This is a genomic window from Streptomyces sp. NPDC053431, assembly GCF_044544925.1.
GTDB lineage: Bacteria > Actinomycetota > Actinomycetes > Streptomycetales > Streptomycetaceae > Streptomyces.
Window position 1 is genome coordinate 212,682 of record NZ_JBITXX010000007.1, and the last position, 15,038, is coordinate 227,719.

At 72.4% G+C, this 15,038-nt stretch carries 12 protein-coding genes; 8 read left to right on the forward strand and 4 right to left on the reverse strand.

The window, feature by feature from the left end; all coding sequences use genetic code 11:
- Positions 1 to 54: 54 nt before the first annotated feature.
- Complete coding sequence (locus ACIGXE_RS19280; protein WP_399748870.1) at positions 55 to 684, forward strand: HAD family acid phosphatase; 630 nt, start codon at positions 55 to 57, stop codon at positions 682 to 684.
- A gap of 18 nt (positions 685 to 702) precedes the next feature.
- On the opposite strand, the gene ACIGXE_RS19285 is transcribed toward ACIGXE_RS19280, so the two are convergent.
- Positions 703 to 1,206, reverse strand: a complete 504-nt coding sequence (locus ACIGXE_RS19285) for a hypothetical protein (RefSeq protein WP_399748872.1) — start codon at positions 1,204 to 1,206, stop codon at positions 703 to 705.
- Between the two features lie 119 nt (positions 1,207 to 1,325).
- Here ACIGXE_RS19285 and ACIGXE_RS19290 point away from each other — a divergent pair, with 119 nt between their 5' ends.
- On the forward strand, positions 1,326 to 1,994 hold the full coding sequence (locus ACIGXE_RS19290) for a lipoprotein (RefSeq protein WP_399748874.1): 669 nt from the start codon (positions 1,326 to 1,328) through the stop codon (positions 1,992 to 1,994).
- Between the two features lie 96 nt (positions 1,995 to 2,090).
- On the opposite strand, the gene ACIGXE_RS19295 is transcribed toward ACIGXE_RS19290, so the two are convergent.
- Positions 2,091 to 3,623 carry a ricin-type beta-trefoil lectin domain protein gene (locus ACIGXE_RS19295; RefSeq protein ID WP_399748875.1) on the reverse strand — a complete coding sequence of 511 codons (1,533 nt, stop codon included), beginning with the start codon at positions 3,621 to 3,623 and terminating at the stop codon, positions 2,091 to 2,093.
- Positions 3,624 to 3,767: 144 nt separating this feature from the next.
- Between ACIGXE_RS19295 and ACIGXE_RS19300 the strand changes: the two genes are divergently transcribed.
- The 3 genes from ACIGXE_RS19300 to ACIGXE_RS19310 all read left to right on the forward strand — a co-directional run bounded on the left by ACIGXE_RS19300 (position 3,768) and on the right by ACIGXE_RS19310 (position 8,034).
- On the forward strand, positions 3,768 to 5,162 hold the full coding sequence (locus ACIGXE_RS19300) for a class II fumarate hydratase (protein WP_399748876.1): 1,395 nt from the start codon (positions 3,768 to 3,770) through the stop codon (positions 5,160 to 5,162).
- 64 nt (positions 5,163 to 5,226) lie between these two features.
- Positions 5,227 to 5,892, forward strand: coding sequence for a DUF402 domain-containing protein (locus tag ACIGXE_RS19305; protein WP_399748878.1), 666 nt, complete (start codon positions 5,227 to 5,229; stop codon positions 5,890 to 5,892).
- A 291-nt stretch (positions 5,893 to 6,183) separates the two neighbouring features.
- A complete protein-coding gene (locus tag ACIGXE_RS19310) occupies positions 6,184 to 8,034 on the forward strand; it encodes a SpoIIE family protein phosphatase (RefSeq protein WP_399748880.1) in 1,851 nt (616 codons plus the stop codon).
- A 62-nt stretch (positions 8,035 to 8,096) separates the two neighbouring features.
- Here ACIGXE_RS19310 and ACIGXE_RS19315 read toward each other — a convergent pair whose 3' ends face one another.
- Complete coding sequence (locus ACIGXE_RS19315; protein ID WP_399748882.1) at positions 8,097 to 10,280, reverse strand: transglycosylase domain-containing protein; 2,184 nt, start codon at positions 10,278 to 10,280, stop codon at positions 8,097 to 8,099.
- Positions 10,281 to 10,533: 253 nt separating this feature from the next.
- Here ACIGXE_RS19315 and ACIGXE_RS19320 point away from each other — a divergent pair, with 253 nt between their 5' ends.
- The 3 genes from ACIGXE_RS19320 to ACIGXE_RS19330 are packed head-to-tail and all read left to right on the forward strand — an operon-like array spanning position 10,534 to position 14,080.
- On the forward strand, positions 10,534 to 11,058 hold the full coding sequence (locus ACIGXE_RS19320; RefSeq protein WP_399748884.1) for a PadR family transcriptional regulator: 525 nt from the start codon (positions 10,534 to 10,536) through the stop codon (positions 11,056 to 11,058).
- Positions 11,055 to 11,738, forward strand: coding sequence for an ABC transporter ATP-binding protein (locus ACIGXE_RS19325; protein ID WP_399748886.1), 684 nt, complete (start codon positions 11,055 to 11,057; stop codon positions 11,736 to 11,738). Before ACIGXE_RS19320 ends, ACIGXE_RS19325 begins: the two co-directional genes overlap by 4 nt.
- On the forward strand, positions 11,735 to 14,080 hold the full coding sequence (locus ACIGXE_RS19330) for an FtsX-like permease family protein (RefSeq protein ID WP_399748888.1): 2,346 nt from the start codon (positions 11,735 to 11,737) through the stop codon (positions 14,078 to 14,080). The genes ACIGXE_RS19325 and ACIGXE_RS19330 overlap by 4 nt, the downstream gene beginning before the upstream one ends.
- On the opposite strand, the gene ACIGXE_RS19335 is transcribed toward ACIGXE_RS19330, so the two are convergent.
- The gene (locus tag ACIGXE_RS19335) at positions 14,067 to 15,011 is read right to left on the reverse strand and encodes a hydrogen peroxide-inducible genes activator (protein ID WP_399748890.1); all 945 of its coding nucleotides are present in this window, start codon (positions 15,009 to 15,011) and stop codon (positions 14,067 to 14,069) included. The genes ACIGXE_RS19330 and ACIGXE_RS19335 overlap by 14 nt on opposite strands.
- Positions 15,012 to 15,038: the final 27 nt, after the last annotated feature.

Below are 15,038 nucleotides of genomic sequence, written 5' to 3' on the forward strand. Positions count from 1 at the left end.
TATGGGGCGCGAGCATGTCAACCACTGAGCCGGTAGACCACTCGGGAGCCCCCCATGCCCTCCGCCAAGGCCCACGCCACCGCCGCCGCCACCCTCGGCCTGACCGCCCTGCTCGTGGTCGGTACCGCGCCGGCCGCCTCCGCGGCCGATCCGGACACCCACCTCACCTCGACCGCCGCGATCAAGCACGTCGACTACACCACCTGGCGTCACGACGTGGCCGCCGTGGTCGCGCAGGCCCGCCCGTACATCGAGGAGCGCGCCGAGGACGCCGACGGCGAGAAGCAGGCGATCGTCCTCGACATCGACAACTCCTCGCTGGAGACCGACTTCCATCCGTTCTGGGAGCTGCCGACCCCGGCCATCCCCGAGGTGCGCGCCCTGGTCGCCGACGCGCACGCGCGCGGGGTGGCCGTCTTCTTCGTGACGGCCCGTCCGGGCATCATCCAGTCCCTGACGGACTGGAACCTGAAGCGGGCCGGCTACCCCGTGGACGGTCTCTACGTGCGGTCGCTGCCCGACCTGTTCGCCGAGGTGAGCGCGTACAAGACCGCCAAGCGCGCGGAGATCGAGGCCAAGGGCTACACGATCGTCGCGAACATCGGCAACAACACCACCGACCTGGTCGGCGGCCACGCCGAGCGCACCTTCAAGCTGCCGGACTACGACGGCAAGTTGTCGTGACGGAGGAGCTCCGCACGGTCAGCGCGTGGTGATGTGGAAGTCCATGCGCTCGAAGTCCCCGTCGGGGGTCACGCGGATGTAGCCGTGCGCGTTCTTGAAGTCGCCCGAGCCGCCGGTCACGGCGACGTCGAAGGCGGCCGGCTGCTGGTTCGTGGCGTCGAACGTCGTCAGGGCCTGGGCGGTCAGCTGGCCGCCGGGTCCGCCGTTCAGGACGAAGGTGCCGATGCAGTTCGCGTCGGACTGGTCGCCGGACGTGCGCACCACCGCGCAGATCGCGCCGTCCCGGCCGACCTTGGCGCCGCCCTTGGTCTTGTACAGGTCGTCGGCGAACGTGAAGGTGTCGCCCACCTTGGGCGCCGGACCGCTCTCGCTCGCTCCGGGGGCGGGAACCTCCTTGGCGTAGAGCGTGAACTCGAAGCCGTCGCCCTCGTCGTGGGCGGTGGCCGGGGCGGCGGTGGCGAGGGCCGCGGCCGCGACCGTACAGGCGCCGAGCGCACCGATCCTCCTGAAGCTGCGGATCATGTCGTGCCTCCTGCCGGGATGGCGGATCTCCCCCGAGGCCCGCTCATCATTGTCCGACGGGCGGCCGGAGGGCGCACCCGGGTGCCGGGCGCCGCGCCCGGGCCAGGGATGATGGGCCCATGCCAGAGAGAGCACCCATACGTACGGCGGCCCCCGTCGCCCTGCTGGCGGCGGGACTGCTGCTGACCGGCTGCGGCACCCAGGCGGACTCCCCCGCGGCGAAGCCGGCGGCCGTCGCGCCGACGAGCGCCGCCCCGGCGCCCGCGGCCGAACCGGGGCTGACGAAGCCCGCCGCCGCGGCCGGTTCGCTGGGCGGCGCCGGGACGGCCTGCGTCCTGCCCGTCGCGTTCTCGCTCGCGAAGGACTGGAAGCCGAAGGCGATCGAGACCCCGGAGGACCCGGAGTTCGCCGCGCTCACCCGCCAGGGGCCGGCCTTCGCCCACTGCGAGGTGGACGCCAAGCCCGCCGGGAACATCGGCTTCCTGCGGGTGTGGACCGTCCCGAAGGACAAGGGGCCGGCGCGGGCCGCGCTGGAGGCCTTCGTCAAGGCGGAGAAGAAAAGCTCGGGCGTCCTCTACAAGAAGACGCGGGCCGGTGCGCTGCCGGCCGTCGAGGTCGTCTACACCGTGCGCAGCGAGGCCCTCGACGAGAAGAAGCAGGAGCGGGCGTTCGCGGTCGACACCCCCAAGGGGCCGGTCATCGTGCACCTCGGCGGACTCGACAGCGAGGAGCACCGGGCGATGCTCCCGGCGTACGAGCTGGCGAAGCGGAGCCTGACGGTGCGCTGAGCCGCGCCGGCCACCGCCCGCCGCCGTGCGCGTGCCCGTGGCCCCCGTCCCGCACCGGACGGGGGCCACGGTGTCGTGCGGCCCTCTTCGAGAGGGTCAGGCGCCGAACCGCTGGTTCGCCGAGCCGTTGCAGCTCTGCAGCCGGATCGCCTCCCTGGCGGCGCCCTGGGTCAGGCACAGTCCGGTGGCCGCGGCCGGCCGGAGGGTGTCGCCGTCACGGACGAACTTCTGGTTGGCGGCGCCGCTGCAGTTCCAGACGATGAGCGCCTTGCCGGGCTGGTAGGCCGCGCCGGGGACGTCCAGGCAGCGGTCCTGGGTGAGTTGGGTGTGCAGGGTCCTGCGGGCCGCGTCGTACCACCAGCCCTGGTTGCGGCCGCCGTGGCAGTCCCAGCCGAGGACGGCGGTGCCGTTGGCGGACTCGGACGCGTCGACGTCGAGGCAGTTGCCGGTGGCCGCGTTCTTCAGCGGCCGGTACGCGTCGTCCCAGGCGAGCGGGAAGAGCGTGGGCGTGCCCGAGGAGTCGACGTCCGCGCAGGCCGCCTCGCGGACGCCCGCGCCGTAGACCTGGGTGAGGCAGGACGCGAAGGCGCCGTGCCCCTTGTAGTTGGGGTGGAAGGACTGGCGGACGGAGTTCTCGTCCGGGGTGCCGGGCTTGGAGAGGTCGATGAAGAGGCCCCGCGCCCAGGTGTCCTCCATGCAGACCTCGTGGCCGTGGAAGAGCCGCGAGTTGTCGAGGAAGACGGCGCCGGTGTCGGCGGCCGCCTTGCGCATCCCGCGCTCGAAGGTGGGGACGGCGGTGTTGCGGCCCCACTTGGTGTCGGAGTCGTAGCCGAGGCCGCCGCAGGAGAGCTTGCCGGGGAAGTTCGGGTTGTCGGGGAAGTCGGGGCCGATCGGGCTCGGGTAGCCCATGACCACGAGCTTGTAGTCGCCGTCGGCGTACCCGGCGTCGCGCATGACGGTCCTGAGGTCGCGGACGGTCTGCTCGACCTTGGGCACGAGCGCGTCGACGCGGGCCTGCCAGCCGGGTGCGTACTTCGGCTCGCAGGGGCCCTGGAGGAGCAGGTAGCGCTGGACGCAGTCGGTCATGACGGGACCGAACTGGAGGTCGTCGTTGGCGCCGGCGACCAGGACCACCATCTTGATGCGGGTGTTGCGCGCCTTGATCGCCAGGTTGTCGCTCTGGACCAGCTCGTCGGCGTACTGCTTCGAGCCGCCGATCCGGATGTTGCCGGTGTACGCGCCGGAGCAGGACACGTTGAACGTGAGGTCCGCGGGGATCCCGGTGCGGTGGATGGCGGCGTCGGGCGAGCGGTGGCACCAGTTGGAGGGTCCGTTGGTGGGCGCCTCGTAGGTGCCCACGCCCTCGCCCGAGATCTCGCTGTCGCCGAGGGAGATGAGCCCGGTCTTGCGCTGGGCAAGCGGGCGCTCCTCGGGGCTGCCGTAGATCCGGGTGGCCTCCGCGGCCCGGATCGCCTCCAGCTCGGGGGAGAGCGGTACGGAGGTGATTCCGGCCGTGGTGGCCGTGTCGGCCGCTCCGGCGGGGGCGGCGGCCGTCATGCTGCCGAGGGCCGCCGCCGCCGCGGCGAGGGCGGCGACCGGCCAGCGGAGTCTGTACCTGGTGCGCGTCATTGCGCCTCCTGGAAGTGGGGTTACCCACGGTTTTTACTGGCCGGTAAACGACTTGGGAATACATCGAACAAGACAACTGCTCATCTTTTTCGGAGGGTTCGGGGGTCGCCCCCCCGAAAGACACGGCCAGGAGGATGACGAACCATGAGCAACGAAGAGCACTACCGCGTCGAGCACGACTCCATGGGCGAGGTCCGGGTGCCCTCGCACGCCAAGTGGCGCGCCCAGACCCAGCGGGCGGTGCAGAACTTCCCGATCTCCGGACAGCGCCTGGAGCGGGCCCACATCGAGGCCCTGGCCCGGATCAAGGCGGCCGCGGCCAAGGTCAACGCGGAGCTCGGGGTGCTCGACCGGGACGTGGCCGGGGCGATCCAGGAGGCGGCGGCGGAGGTCGCCGAGGGGCGCTGGGACGAGCACTTCCCGGTCGACGTCTTCCAGACCGGTTCGGGCACGTCATCCAACATGAACACCAACGAGGTGCTGGCCACCCTGGCGACCGAGCGGCTCGGCCGGGACGTCCACCCCAACGACCACGTGAACGCCTCCCAGTCGTCCAACGACGTCTTCCCCTCCTCGATCCACATCGCGGCCACCGCCGCCGTCACCCACGACCTGGTCCCGGCGCTCGAGCATCTGGCCGCCTCGCTGGAGCGGAAATCAGCCGAATTCGCGAGCGTCGTCAAGTCGGGCCGTACGCATCTGATGGACGCCACCCCGGTCACCCTCGGCCAGGAGTTCGGCGGCTACGCGGCCCAGGTCCGGTACGGGGTAGAGCGGCTGAGGGCCTCGCTCCCCCGGCTCGCCGAACTCCCCCTCGGCGGCACGGCGGTGGGCACCGGCATCAACACGCCGCCCGGCTTCTCGGCGGCCGTCATCGCCGAGGTCGCCCGCGCCACCGGGCTGCCGCTCACCGAGGCCCGCGACCACTTCGAGGCCCAGGGCGCCCGCGACGGACTCGTCGAGACCTCCGGGCAGCTCAGGACCGTCGCGGTGTCGCTCACGAAGATCGCCAACGATCTGCGCTGGATGTCCAGCGGCCCGCGCACCGGCCTCGCCGAGATCAATCTCCCCGACCTCCAGCCGGGCTCGTCGATCATGCCGGGCAAGGTCAACCCGGTCGTCCCCGAGGCGGTCCTGATGGTCGCCGCCCAGGTGACCGGAAACGACACCACGGTCGCGGTGGCCGGCGCGGCCGGGAACTTCGAGCTCAACGTGATGCTCCCGGTGATGGCCAAGAACCTGCTGGAATCCGTACGGCTCCTGGCCAACGCCGCCCGGCTGCTGGCCGACCGCACCGTCGACGGGATCACCGCCAACGTCGAGCGGGCCCGCGAGTACGCCGAGTCCTCGCCGTCCGTCGTCACGCCCCTGAACAAGTACATCGGCTACGAGGAGGCCGCCAAGGTCGCCAAGAAGTCGCTGGCCGAGCGCAGGACCATCCGCGAGGTGGTCCTCGAGTCCGGTTACGTGGAGCGGGGCGACCTCACCCTGGAACAGCTCGACGAGGCCCTGGACGTCCTGCGCATGACCCGCCCCTGACCGCCACTGACTCATCCGTGACCTTCGCCGCAGCGGTGCCGGGGGCCCACCCTAAGATCTGCGCATGACAGGATCCGGCCGCCCTCGACACTGGGCGCCGGGGGAGCACATCCTCTGGCGCTACCGCGACAACGGCACCGGCGACGTGCACATCTGCCGCCCGGTGACCGTGGTCCAGGACACCCCTGAGCTGCTCGCGGTCTGGATGGCCCCCGGCACCGAGTGCGTCAAGCCGGTCCTGGCCGACGGCACGCCCGTCCACGAGGAGCCGCTGGCCACCCGGTACACGGCGCCCCGCACCACCACCCGCGCCACGTGGCACGGCACCGGGGTGCTCAAGCTGGCCACCCCCGGCGACCCGTGGTCGGTCTGGCTGTTCTGGGAGCGGGGCTGGCGCTTCCGCAGCTGGTACGTGAACCTGGAGGAGCCCCGGACCCGCTGGGCCGGCGGCATCGACTCCGAGGACCACTTCCTCGACATCTCCGTCTACCCGGACCGCAGCTGGCTGTGGCGGGACGAGGACGAGTTCGCCCAGGCCCAGCGGGCCGGCCTGATGGACGGCGCGCAGGCGTCCCGGGTCAAGGAGGCGGGCCGGGCGGCCGTCGAGGTGATCCGGTCCTGGGGAGCGCCGTTCTCGGACGGCTGGGAGAACTGGCGGCCCGACCCCGCCTGGCCGGTTCCGGAACTGCCCTCCGACTGGGATCGCACTCCGGCGCACACGGCACCATGAGACCCTTGATGCGCCCCGGGGGTGGAAACGTAGGATCGTCCTCCGCAAGCACTCGACCGATCGGACGGGACGTCAGACACCGGGCACGGCACAGAACCTGACCGCTAGTCATCCGCTAGTCATCCATGATTGCTTCATGAGGGGGAGAGCAGTGCCTGACCTGTGCGCGGCCGCGTCGGCCCCCTCCTCCACATCGACCTCGTGCCGGTGGTTTAGCCCCGCCGAAGGCGCGGCATCGGCGAGAAGAGCGCGTGCAACGCACCACCGGCCCGGATGGACGGAATCCCAGGCGTGACGGAGCATCCCACCTCCCACGAAGGCCGCAAGGCGATGGCCGACCGGCCGCAGGAACGCACTCGCCCCCGCCAGGAGACGGCGGCGACGGCGACCGCGGCCGCCGTCGCGGTGCCTCCACCCGGCGGCGGCGGTCAGAGCGGTGCCGACGGCGCCGCGGCGCGGCGCGAGGGCGACCGACTGCGGTTCGTGGGCGCCGCGACCCGGCGGATCGCGCGCGGCCTCGACCTCGACGAGATCGTGCTCGGCCTGTGCCGGGCGACCGTGCCGACCTTCTCCGACGCGATCCTGGTCTATCTGCGCGACCCGCTGCCGGTGGGCGACGAGCGTCCCGCGGAGCCCTTCGTGCTGCGCCTGCGCCGTACGGACCGGCTGCGCTTAACGGACGGCGAGGGCGAGGAGCTGGTCCTCGTCCCGGATCCCGACCCGACGCCCGCGGCGGAGCTGTGCGAGGTCCGCTCGGGCAGCGCGCTGGCCGAGGTGCTGCGCGGGGTGCGGCCGGTGCCGGGCGACTCCGCCGCCGCCCGGGCCGCGCTGCCGGAGCTGCTCGGTCCGGAGCACCCGGTGCCCGGCGGGCAGCGGGCCATACTCGCGCCGCTGCGGGGGCGGCGCCGGGTGATCGGCGCGGCGGTGTTCCTGCGCCGCCCGGAGCGGGCCGGCTTCGAGCCCAACGACCTGCTGGTCGCCGCCCAGTTGGCCACCCACACGGCCCTGGGCATCGACAAGGCGGTGCTGTACGGGCGCGAGGCGTACATCGCGGACGAGCTGCAGCGCACGATGCTGCCGGACTCGCTGCCGCAGCCGACCGGCGTGCGGCTCGCCTCGCGCTACCTGCCCGCGGCCGAGACGGCCCGGGTCGGCGGCGACTGGTACGACGCGATCCCGCTGCCCGGCAGCCGCGTCGCGCTGGTCGTCGGCGACGTGATGGGCCACTCCATGACCTCGGCGGCGATCATGGGCCAGCTGCGCACCACCGCGCAGACCCTGGCCGGGCTCGACCTGCCGCCGCAGGAGGTGCTGCACCACCTGGACGAGCAGGCCCAGCGGCTCGGCGAGAACCGCATGGCCACCTGCATGTACGCGGTGTACGACCCGGTCTCGCACCGGATCACCATCGCCAACGCGGGCCATCCGCCGCCGATACTGCTGCACCTGGGCGGCCGGGCGGAGGTGCTCCGGGTGCCGCCGGGCGCGCCGATCGGCGTGGGCGGGGTGGACTTCGAGGCGGTGGAGCTGGACGCGCCGGCCGGCGCCACGCTGCTGCTCTACACGGACGGTCTGGTGGAGTCCCGGCTGCGGGACGTGTGGACCGGGATCGAGCAGCTGCGGGAGCGGCTCGCGGCGACGGCCCAGCTCACCGGCCCCGACCACTCGCCTCCGCTGGAGGCGCTGTGCGACGACGTCCTCGACATGCTGGGCCCGGGCGACCGGGACGACGACATCGCGCTGCTCGCGGCCCGCTTCGACGGGATCGCGCCGAGCGACGTGGCGTACTGGTTCCTGGAGCCGGAGGACGCGGCTCCGGGCCGGGCCCGGCGGCTGGCCCGCCGGGCGCTCGCGCGCTGGGACCTGGAGGAGCTCACGGACTCCGTGGAGCTGCTGATCAGCGAGGTCGTGACCAACGCGGTGCGGTACGCGGAGCGGCCGGTGACGCTGCGGCTGCTGCGGACGGACGTGCTGCGCTGCGAGGTCGGCGACGACTCGCCGCAGCTGCCCCGGCAGCGGCGGGCGCGGGACACCGACGAGAGCGGCCGTGGGCTGTTCCTGGTGAACCGGCTGGCCCGGCGCTGGGGGGCGACCCGGCTCTCGGGCGGCAAGGTGGTGTGGTTCGAGCTGGCCACGCGCTGAGCCTCGGCGGACGCGTACGACGACGGCCGGGCCCCTCGGAGGGGCCCGGCCGTCGTCGTGTGTCAGTCGGCGAGGCGGCCGTCGACGATGCCGTCCGGCGGCGGCTGGATCGTCGGGTCGCTCGTCCGCGTCCGCGTGGGCGTCGGCTCCGGCGGGGTGGTGCCGGTCGGCGTGGGCGGCTGGGTCGGCGTGGTGGCCGTGGAGGTCGGCGGCCGCGGCGGGGTGGTGGCCTGGCCGGAGGCCGTCGGCGTGGGCGTCGGAGAGCCGGTGGTCTGGGTCGGCGCCGGGGCGGTGTCGCCGCCGGAGGTGCCGTCGGTCTCCAGGTCGAAGGTGGCGTCCGAGCCGCCGCCGAGCGCCTTGGTGGTGTACGCGCCCCAGATCTGCGCCGGGGTCTTGCCGCCGTTGGCGCGGCCCGGGTTGATGGTGTCGGTGAGCGTCACCTGGTTGCCCTTCGCGTCCTCGCCGAACAGGCCGACGGCGGTGACGAGTTCGGGGGTGTAGCCGACGAACCAGGCCGAGCGGTTGTTCTCGGAGGTGCCGGTCTTGCCGGCCGCCTGGTAGTCACCGGCGGCGCGGAAGCCGGAGCCGCTCTGGACGACGCCCTGCATGGCCTTGGTGGTGGTGTCGGCGGCCGTGCGGCTGATGACCCGCTCGCCGATGGACTTCACCGCCTCGACCGTGCGGTCCTTGTGCACGGCGGACTTCACGAGGGTCGGGGTGACCTTGTTGCCGTGGTTGTCGAGGGTGGCGTAGGCGCCGGCCATGTCCAGGGTCGAGGCGCCCATGACGCCGAGCGACATCGCCGGGGTCGTGCCGAAGTCCTTGCCGTCCTTCATGCCGAGGGCGAGGGCGGTCTGCTTGGCCTTCGCGGGGCCGACGTCCACGATCATCTGGGCGTAGGCCGAGTTGATGGAGCTGTTGGTGGCCTTCTGGACGGTGACGGGGCCGTAGTTCTGGTCGTCCTCGTTCTCCGGCGCGAAGCGGATGTCGCTGCCGACCACCGGGCGCCGGCTGGTGCCGTCGTAGATCGTGCCGAGGCCGATCCGTCGTCCGTCCTGGGTCTCGGCGCCGTTGTCGAGGGCCGAGGCGAGCACGATCGGCTTGAACGTGGAGGCGGGCTGGTAGTCGCGCCGGGTGGCGTTGTTCGTCCAGTGCTCCGTGGCGCCGATGCCGCCGTACATGGCGACGACCGCGCCCGTCTTCGGGTCGACGGAGGTGGCGCCGGCCTGGACGGTGGCCTGCTTCTTGTCGCCCTTGCGGTCGAGCTTGTCCTCGAGCTGCTCGTCGACCGCCTTGACGAGGGCCTTCTGCTTCTTCTCGTCGATGTTGAGGGTGATCGTCCAGCCGCCGGCCTTCAGGTCCTCCTCGCTGACGCCCTGCCGCATGAGCTCCTGGTTGGCGGCCTCGACGATGTAGCCGCTCTGGCCGCTGAGGCCCTTGGGGGCCTTGGGCTTCTGCGGGACGGGGAACTTCAGGCCGGCCCGCTGTCCGGCGTCCAGCCAGCCCTCCTCGACCATGTTGTCGAGGACGTAGTTCCAGCGCTCCTCGACGAGCTTGCGGCCCTCGGGGCCGGCGAAGGTCCAGTCGTACTGGCTGGGGGCCTGGAGCACGGAGGCGAGGTAGGCGCCCTGGGCGACGGTGAGCTTGGTGGCGTCGACGCCGTAGAAGGCCTGGGCGGCGGCCTGGATGCCGTAGGCGTTGCGGCCGTAGTAGCTGGTGTTGATGTAGCCGGCGAGGATCTCCGACTTGCTCATGCGCTGGTCCACCTTGATGGCGATGACCATTTCCTTGAGCTTGCGGGTCGCCGTCTGGTCCTGGCTCAGGTAGTAGTTCTTGACGTACTGCTGGGTGATCGTCGAACCACCCTGCTTGCCCTTGCCGGTGAGGGTGTTCCAGGCGGCACGGGCGGTGCCCATGACGTCGACGCCGTTGTCCTTGTAGAAGGTCTTGTTCTCGGCGGCGACGAAGGCCCGCTGGACGTCCATGGGGACCTTCTCCAGGCCCACGATCTCGCGGTTGATCTTGCCCGTACGGGCCATGACCTTGCCGTTGGCGTACTTGTAGACGTTGCTCTGCAGCGTCGCGTCCGCGTTGGCCGACGGCACCGGGACCATCAGGTAGAGCGCGTAGAAGGCGCCCATCATGAGCAGGCAGCCCACGAAGAACGTGCCCAGGAGTTTCTTCCAGGTGAAGAGGCGGCGTATGCGCCCGCCCTTTCTCGCCTGGCTCTTACCCGTACGGCCCATGTCCTCGATCGCTCCGCTCGTCGTCGAATCAGCTCAGCAAGCTAACACCGGCCATCGCGACAAAGGGCGATCCATCCGGCTTTTCCGGGCGTGAGAATGAGCACCCACCCCCGACGGAACCGACGCTCCACAGGCCGGGATGGTTGTGTGCCGCCGGTCACAGACTTCGCGTTCGAGGGGTGCCGTCCGGTCGCCAGGGGAGTGCCACCAGGGCTATACATTGTGCGTATACACCGCGTGTACAGTGACGGACATGTCCATCGGTCACACCCTTCTCGGACTCCTGGAGTCCGGCCCGCGCCACGGCTACGACCTCAAGCGCGCCTTCGACGAGCGCTTCGGCCACGACCGGCCCCTGCACTACGGGCAGGTCTACTCCACGATGTCCCGGCTCCTGAAGAACGGCCTCGTCGAGGTCGACGCCGTCGAGGCCGGCGGCGGCCCCGAGCGCAAGCGGTACGCCATCACCGAGGCCGGCGTCACCGACGTCGAGCAGTGGCTCGCCACGCCCGAGAAGCCGGAGCCGTACCTCCAGTCCACGCTCTACACCAAGGTCGTCCTCGCCCTCCTCACCGGCCGCGGCGCCGCCGAACTCCTCGACGTCCAGCGCGCCGAGCACCTGCGCCTGATGCGCGAGCTCACCCGGCGCAAGAAGGACGGCGACCTCGCCGACCAGCTCATCTGCGACCACGCGCTCTTCCACCTGGAGGCCGACCTGCGCTGGCTGGAGCTGACCGCCGCCCGCCTCGACCGGCTCGCCGAGGAGATCCGCCGATGACCACCGCCCCCCTGCTCGGCGCGAGCGGGATCCACAAGGCCTACGGTCCGACCCCCGCCCTCGCCGGAGCCGACTTCAGCCTGCGCGCCGGCGAGGTCGTCGCCGTGATGGGCCCCTCCGGCTCCGGCAAGTCGACCCTGCTGCACTGCCTCGCCGGCATCGTCCGCCCGGACGCCGGCACTCTCCACTACGACGGGCGCGAGCTCACCGCCATGACCGACGGGCAGCGCAGCGCCCTGCGCCGCACCGACTTCGGCTTCGTCTTCCAGTTCGGCCGGCTCGTGCCCGAACTGACCTGCGTCGAGAACGTCGCCCTGCCGCTCCGCCTCAACGGCGAGCGCCGCAGGCCCGCCGAGGCCCGCGCCCGGGAGTGGCTCGCCCGCCTGGAGGTCGAGGACATGGCCGGCAAGCGCCCCGGCGAGATCTCCGGCGGCCAGGGCCAGCGGGTCGCGGTCGCCCGCGCGCTCGTCACCGCACCCCGGGTGATCTTCGCCGACGAGCCCACCGGCGCGCTCGACTCGCTCAACGGCGAACGCGTGATGCAGCTCCTCACCGACGCCTCCCGGGACACCGGCGCCGCCGTCGTCCTGGTCACCCACGAGGCCCGGGTCGCGGCCTACTCCGACCGCGAGGTCGTGGTCCGCGACGGCAGGGTGCGCGACACGGAGTGGGCCATATGAGGATGCGGACCTGGGCCCGCGACCTGGCCCTCGGCGCGCGCTTCGCCGTCACCGGCGGCCGCGGCGGCCGGCTGCGCACCGCCCTGACCGCGACCGGCATCGGCCTGGGCGTGGCCCTGCTGCTCGTCGCCGCGTCCATGCCGAACATGCTGTTCCAGCGGGAGGTGCGCGAGTCGGCCCGCGCGGTCGACGCGAGCGAGCTGGTGGAGCGGCCCGGCCCGGACACCTTTCGCTACGCCGACCAGTCCACCCTCTACCGCGGCGACACCGTCACCGGGCTGCTGCTCCAGCCCGAGGGGGACCGCCCCGCGGTCCCCCCGGGAGCGACGAAGGTGCCCGCGCCCGGCGAGATGCTGGTCTCCCCCGCCCTCCGCGAGCTGCTCGCCGCCCCCGAGGGCGAGCTCCTGCGCGCACGCCTCCCGTACAAGGTCACCGGCACCCTCGGCGACGCGGCACTGATCGGCCCGGCCGAACTGCGCTACGTCGCCGGCACCGACGTCCTCACGGCGTACGGCTACGAGGGCCGCGGCAGGCGCTACGGCTGGTCGGTGCCCGAGGAGCCCATGAACGCGTTCCTGCTGCTGCTCGTCGTCATCGCCTGTGTCGTGCTGCTGCTGCCGGTGCTCGTGTTCATCGCGACCGCCGTCCGCTTCGGCGGCGAGCAGCGCGACCAGCGGCTCGCCGCGCTGCGCCTGGTCGGCGCGGACACCGCCACCACCCGGCGGATCGCGGCCGGCGAGTCCCTCGCGGGAGCGCTGCTCGGACTCGCCGTGGGCGCCGGGTTCTTCGCCCTCGCCGGACGGCTGGCCGGCTCGGTGCGGATCTGGGACGTCAACGCCTTCCCGGCCGACGTCACCCCGGTGCCGTGGCTCGCCGCGGTGATCGTCGCGGCCGTTCCCGTGGCCGCCGTCGTGGTCAGCCTCCTCGCCCTGCGGGCGGTGGCGATCGAACCGCTCGGCGTGGTCAGGACCGCCACGCCGAAGCCGCGCCGGCTCGCCTGGCGGCTGGTCCTCGTACTGGCCGGCGCGGCCCTGCTCGTACCGACCGTGGGAAAGGTGCGGATCGAGGAGACCTCGATCGACAGCTTCGGCATCGCGCTCGGCTCGACCGTCGCCCTCGTCGGACTCACCACCCTGCTGCCGTGGCTGGTCGAGGCGCTGGTCCGGCGGCTCCGCGGCGGCCCCGTGGCCTGGCAGCTCGCCACCCGCAGGCTCCAGCTGAGCAGCGGGACCGCCGCCCGTACGGTCAGCGGCATCGTCGTCGCGGCGGCAGGGGCGATCGCCCTGCTGATGCTGTTCCAGGCGATGCAGAACGACTTCATGCGGCCCACCACCATGGACACCGCCCGCGCCCAGCTGGAGACCGAGGTGGCCGCCAAGGGCGCCGACGACGCCCGCCGGGCGATCGAGGCGCTGTCGCGGACGAAGGGCGTCGAGTCGGTCGTCGGCACCGTCGAGTCCCACGTGTGGCGCCCAGGCCCACTACGGAAGGGCGAGGACTTCGCCCCGATCACCTCGATCGCGGTCGGCGACTGCGCCTCCCTGAAGGAGTTCGCCCGCCTGCCCTCCTGCACGGACGGCGACGTCTTCGTCGTCCTCGCCCACGGCACACAGGGACCGGACGACGCCTGGGTCGCCGAGACCGCCAAGCCGGGCGCCGAGATCGCCCTGCGCGACCCGCAGCAGCACAAGGGCGCGGTGCCGACCTGGCGCATCCCGGCCACGGCCCGCACGGTGGACGCGCGCCTCGACCCCCTGGGGCGCGTGCAGTTCGGCGTGATGGCCACCCCGAAGGCCATCGACGCCACCCGGCTCGACGCCCCCGAGGCCGGGGCCATGATCCGGATCGACCCGACGGTGAAGGACGCCCCGGAGTACGTACGGAACACGGTAGCCGCCCTCGACCCGCTGACCCGCGTGCGGACCCTCCAGGACGTCGAGCGCGACGCCCAGTTCAGCAGCGTGCGCACCGGCATCCTGATCGGCGCCACCCTCACCATGCTGCTCGTCGCCGTCTCGCTGCTGGTCAACACCCTGGAGCAACTGCGCGAACGCAGACGACTGCTGTCCTCCCTGGTCGCCTTCGGCACCCGCCGCGCCACCCTCGGCTGGTCGGTGCTGTGGCAGACGGCGATTCCGATCGTGCTCGGCCTCGCCCTGTCGGTGGCGGGCGGGCTCGCGCTGGGCCTGGTGCTGCTGCGGATGATCGGCAAGCAGGTCGAGGACTGGTGGGTCTTCCTGCCCGTCACCGGCGTCGGCGCGGCCCTGATCGCGCTCGTCACCGTGCTGAGCCTGCCGCTGCTCTGGCGGCTCATGCGGGCCGACGGGCTCAGGACGGAGTGACGTCCGCCCGGACGATCCGTACCGGAAGCCGCTTCATGGCGTCCCGGAGCGAGCCCGCCAGTTCCTCGAACTCGGACTGGCGGGCCGCTCCGGTCCGCATCGCGAGCGCGATCCGCCGGGACGGCGCCGGATCGGCGAAGTCACCGGTGAACAGGGCGGCGTTACGGGCGGTCTCGACCTTCACCGCGGTGCGCGGCAGCAGCGTCACGCCGAGCCCGCCGGCCACCAGCTGCACCAGCGTCGACAGGCCCGCCGCCGTCGTGGTGACCGGCGCCCCGCCGGTGCGCCCGGCCTCCCGGCAGATGTCGAGGGCCTGGTCACGCAGACAGTGCCCCTCGTCCAGGAGCAGCAGCTTCAGCTCGCGGAGCGCCTCGCGCGGGATGTCGGCCCGCCCGGCCAGCGGATGCCCCTCGGGTGTCACGAGGACGAAGTCCTCGTCGAAGAGGGGCAGTTCGGTCACCCCCGGGACGCCGAGCGGGACGGCGAGCAGCAGCAGGTCGAGCCGCCCGGCGGCGAGCCCTTCGAGCAGCGACGAGGTCTGCTCCTCGTGCACCTGGAGGTCGAGCTCGGGATAGCGGGTGTGGACCAGCCGCAGCACGCTCGGCAGCAGGTAGGGCGCGACCGTCGGGATCACCCCGAGCCGGAGCACCCCGGTGAAGGGTGCCTGCGCCGCTTCCGCCTCCTCCATCAGCTCGCCCACCGCGTCGAGCACGGCGTGCGCGCGCACCGCGAGCCGCTCCCCCGCGGGCGAGAGCAGCACCTTGCGCGTCGTACGCTCGAGGAGTTGGACACCGAGTGCCTCCTCCAGGGCCGACACCGCACCCGAGAGCGCCGGCTGGCTCATCCCTATGGCCGCCGCCGCATCCCGGAAATGCAGATGCTCCGCGACCGCCGCGAACGCTCTGAGCTGGGAAAGACTGGGCTGCTTCACACGCCGCACCGGAACCACTGATAACCA

Excerpts from the sequence above, each read along its gene's own strand:
- ACIGXE_RS19315 (WP_399748882.1), bottom strand. The coding sequence starts at position 10,280 with ATGGGCCGTACGGGTAAGAGCCAGGCGAGAAAGGGCGGGCGCATACGC.
- ACIGXE_RS19305 (WP_399748878.1), top strand. The coding sequence starts at position 5,227 with ATGACAGGATCCGGCCGCCCTCGACACTGGGCGCCGGGGGAGCACATC.
- ACIGXE_RS19320 (WP_399748884.1), top strand. The coding sequence starts at position 10,534 with ATGTCCATCGGTCACACCCTTCTCGGACTCCTGGAGTCCGGCCCGCGC.
- ACIGXE_RS19325 (WP_399748886.1), top strand. The coding sequence starts at position 11,055 with ATGACCACCGCCCCCCTGCTCGGCGCGAGCGGGATCCACAAGGCCTAC.
- ACIGXE_RS19330 (WP_399748888.1), top strand. The coding sequence starts at position 11,735 with ATGAGGATGCGGACCTGGGCCCGCGACCTGGCCCTCGGCGCGCGCTTC.
- ACIGXE_RS19280 (WP_399748870.1), top strand. The coding sequence starts at position 55 with ATGCCCTCCGCCAAGGCCCACGCCACCGCCGCCGCCACCCTCGGCCTG.
- ACIGXE_RS19300 (WP_399748876.1), top strand. The coding sequence starts at position 3,768 with ATGAGCAACGAAGAGCACTACCGCGTCGAGCACGACTCCATGGGCGAG.
- ACIGXE_RS19295 (WP_399748875.1), bottom strand. The coding sequence starts at position 3,623 with ATGACGCGCACCAGGTACAGACTCCGCTGGCCGGTCGCCGCCCTCGCC.
- ACIGXE_RS19290 (WP_399748874.1), top strand. The coding sequence starts at position 1,326 with ATGCCAGAGAGAGCACCCATACGTACGGCGGCCCCCGTCGCCCTGCTG.
- ACIGXE_RS19285 (WP_399748872.1), bottom strand. The coding sequence starts at position 1,206 with ATGATCCGCAGCTTCAGGAGGATCGGTGCGCTCGGCGCCTGTACGGTC.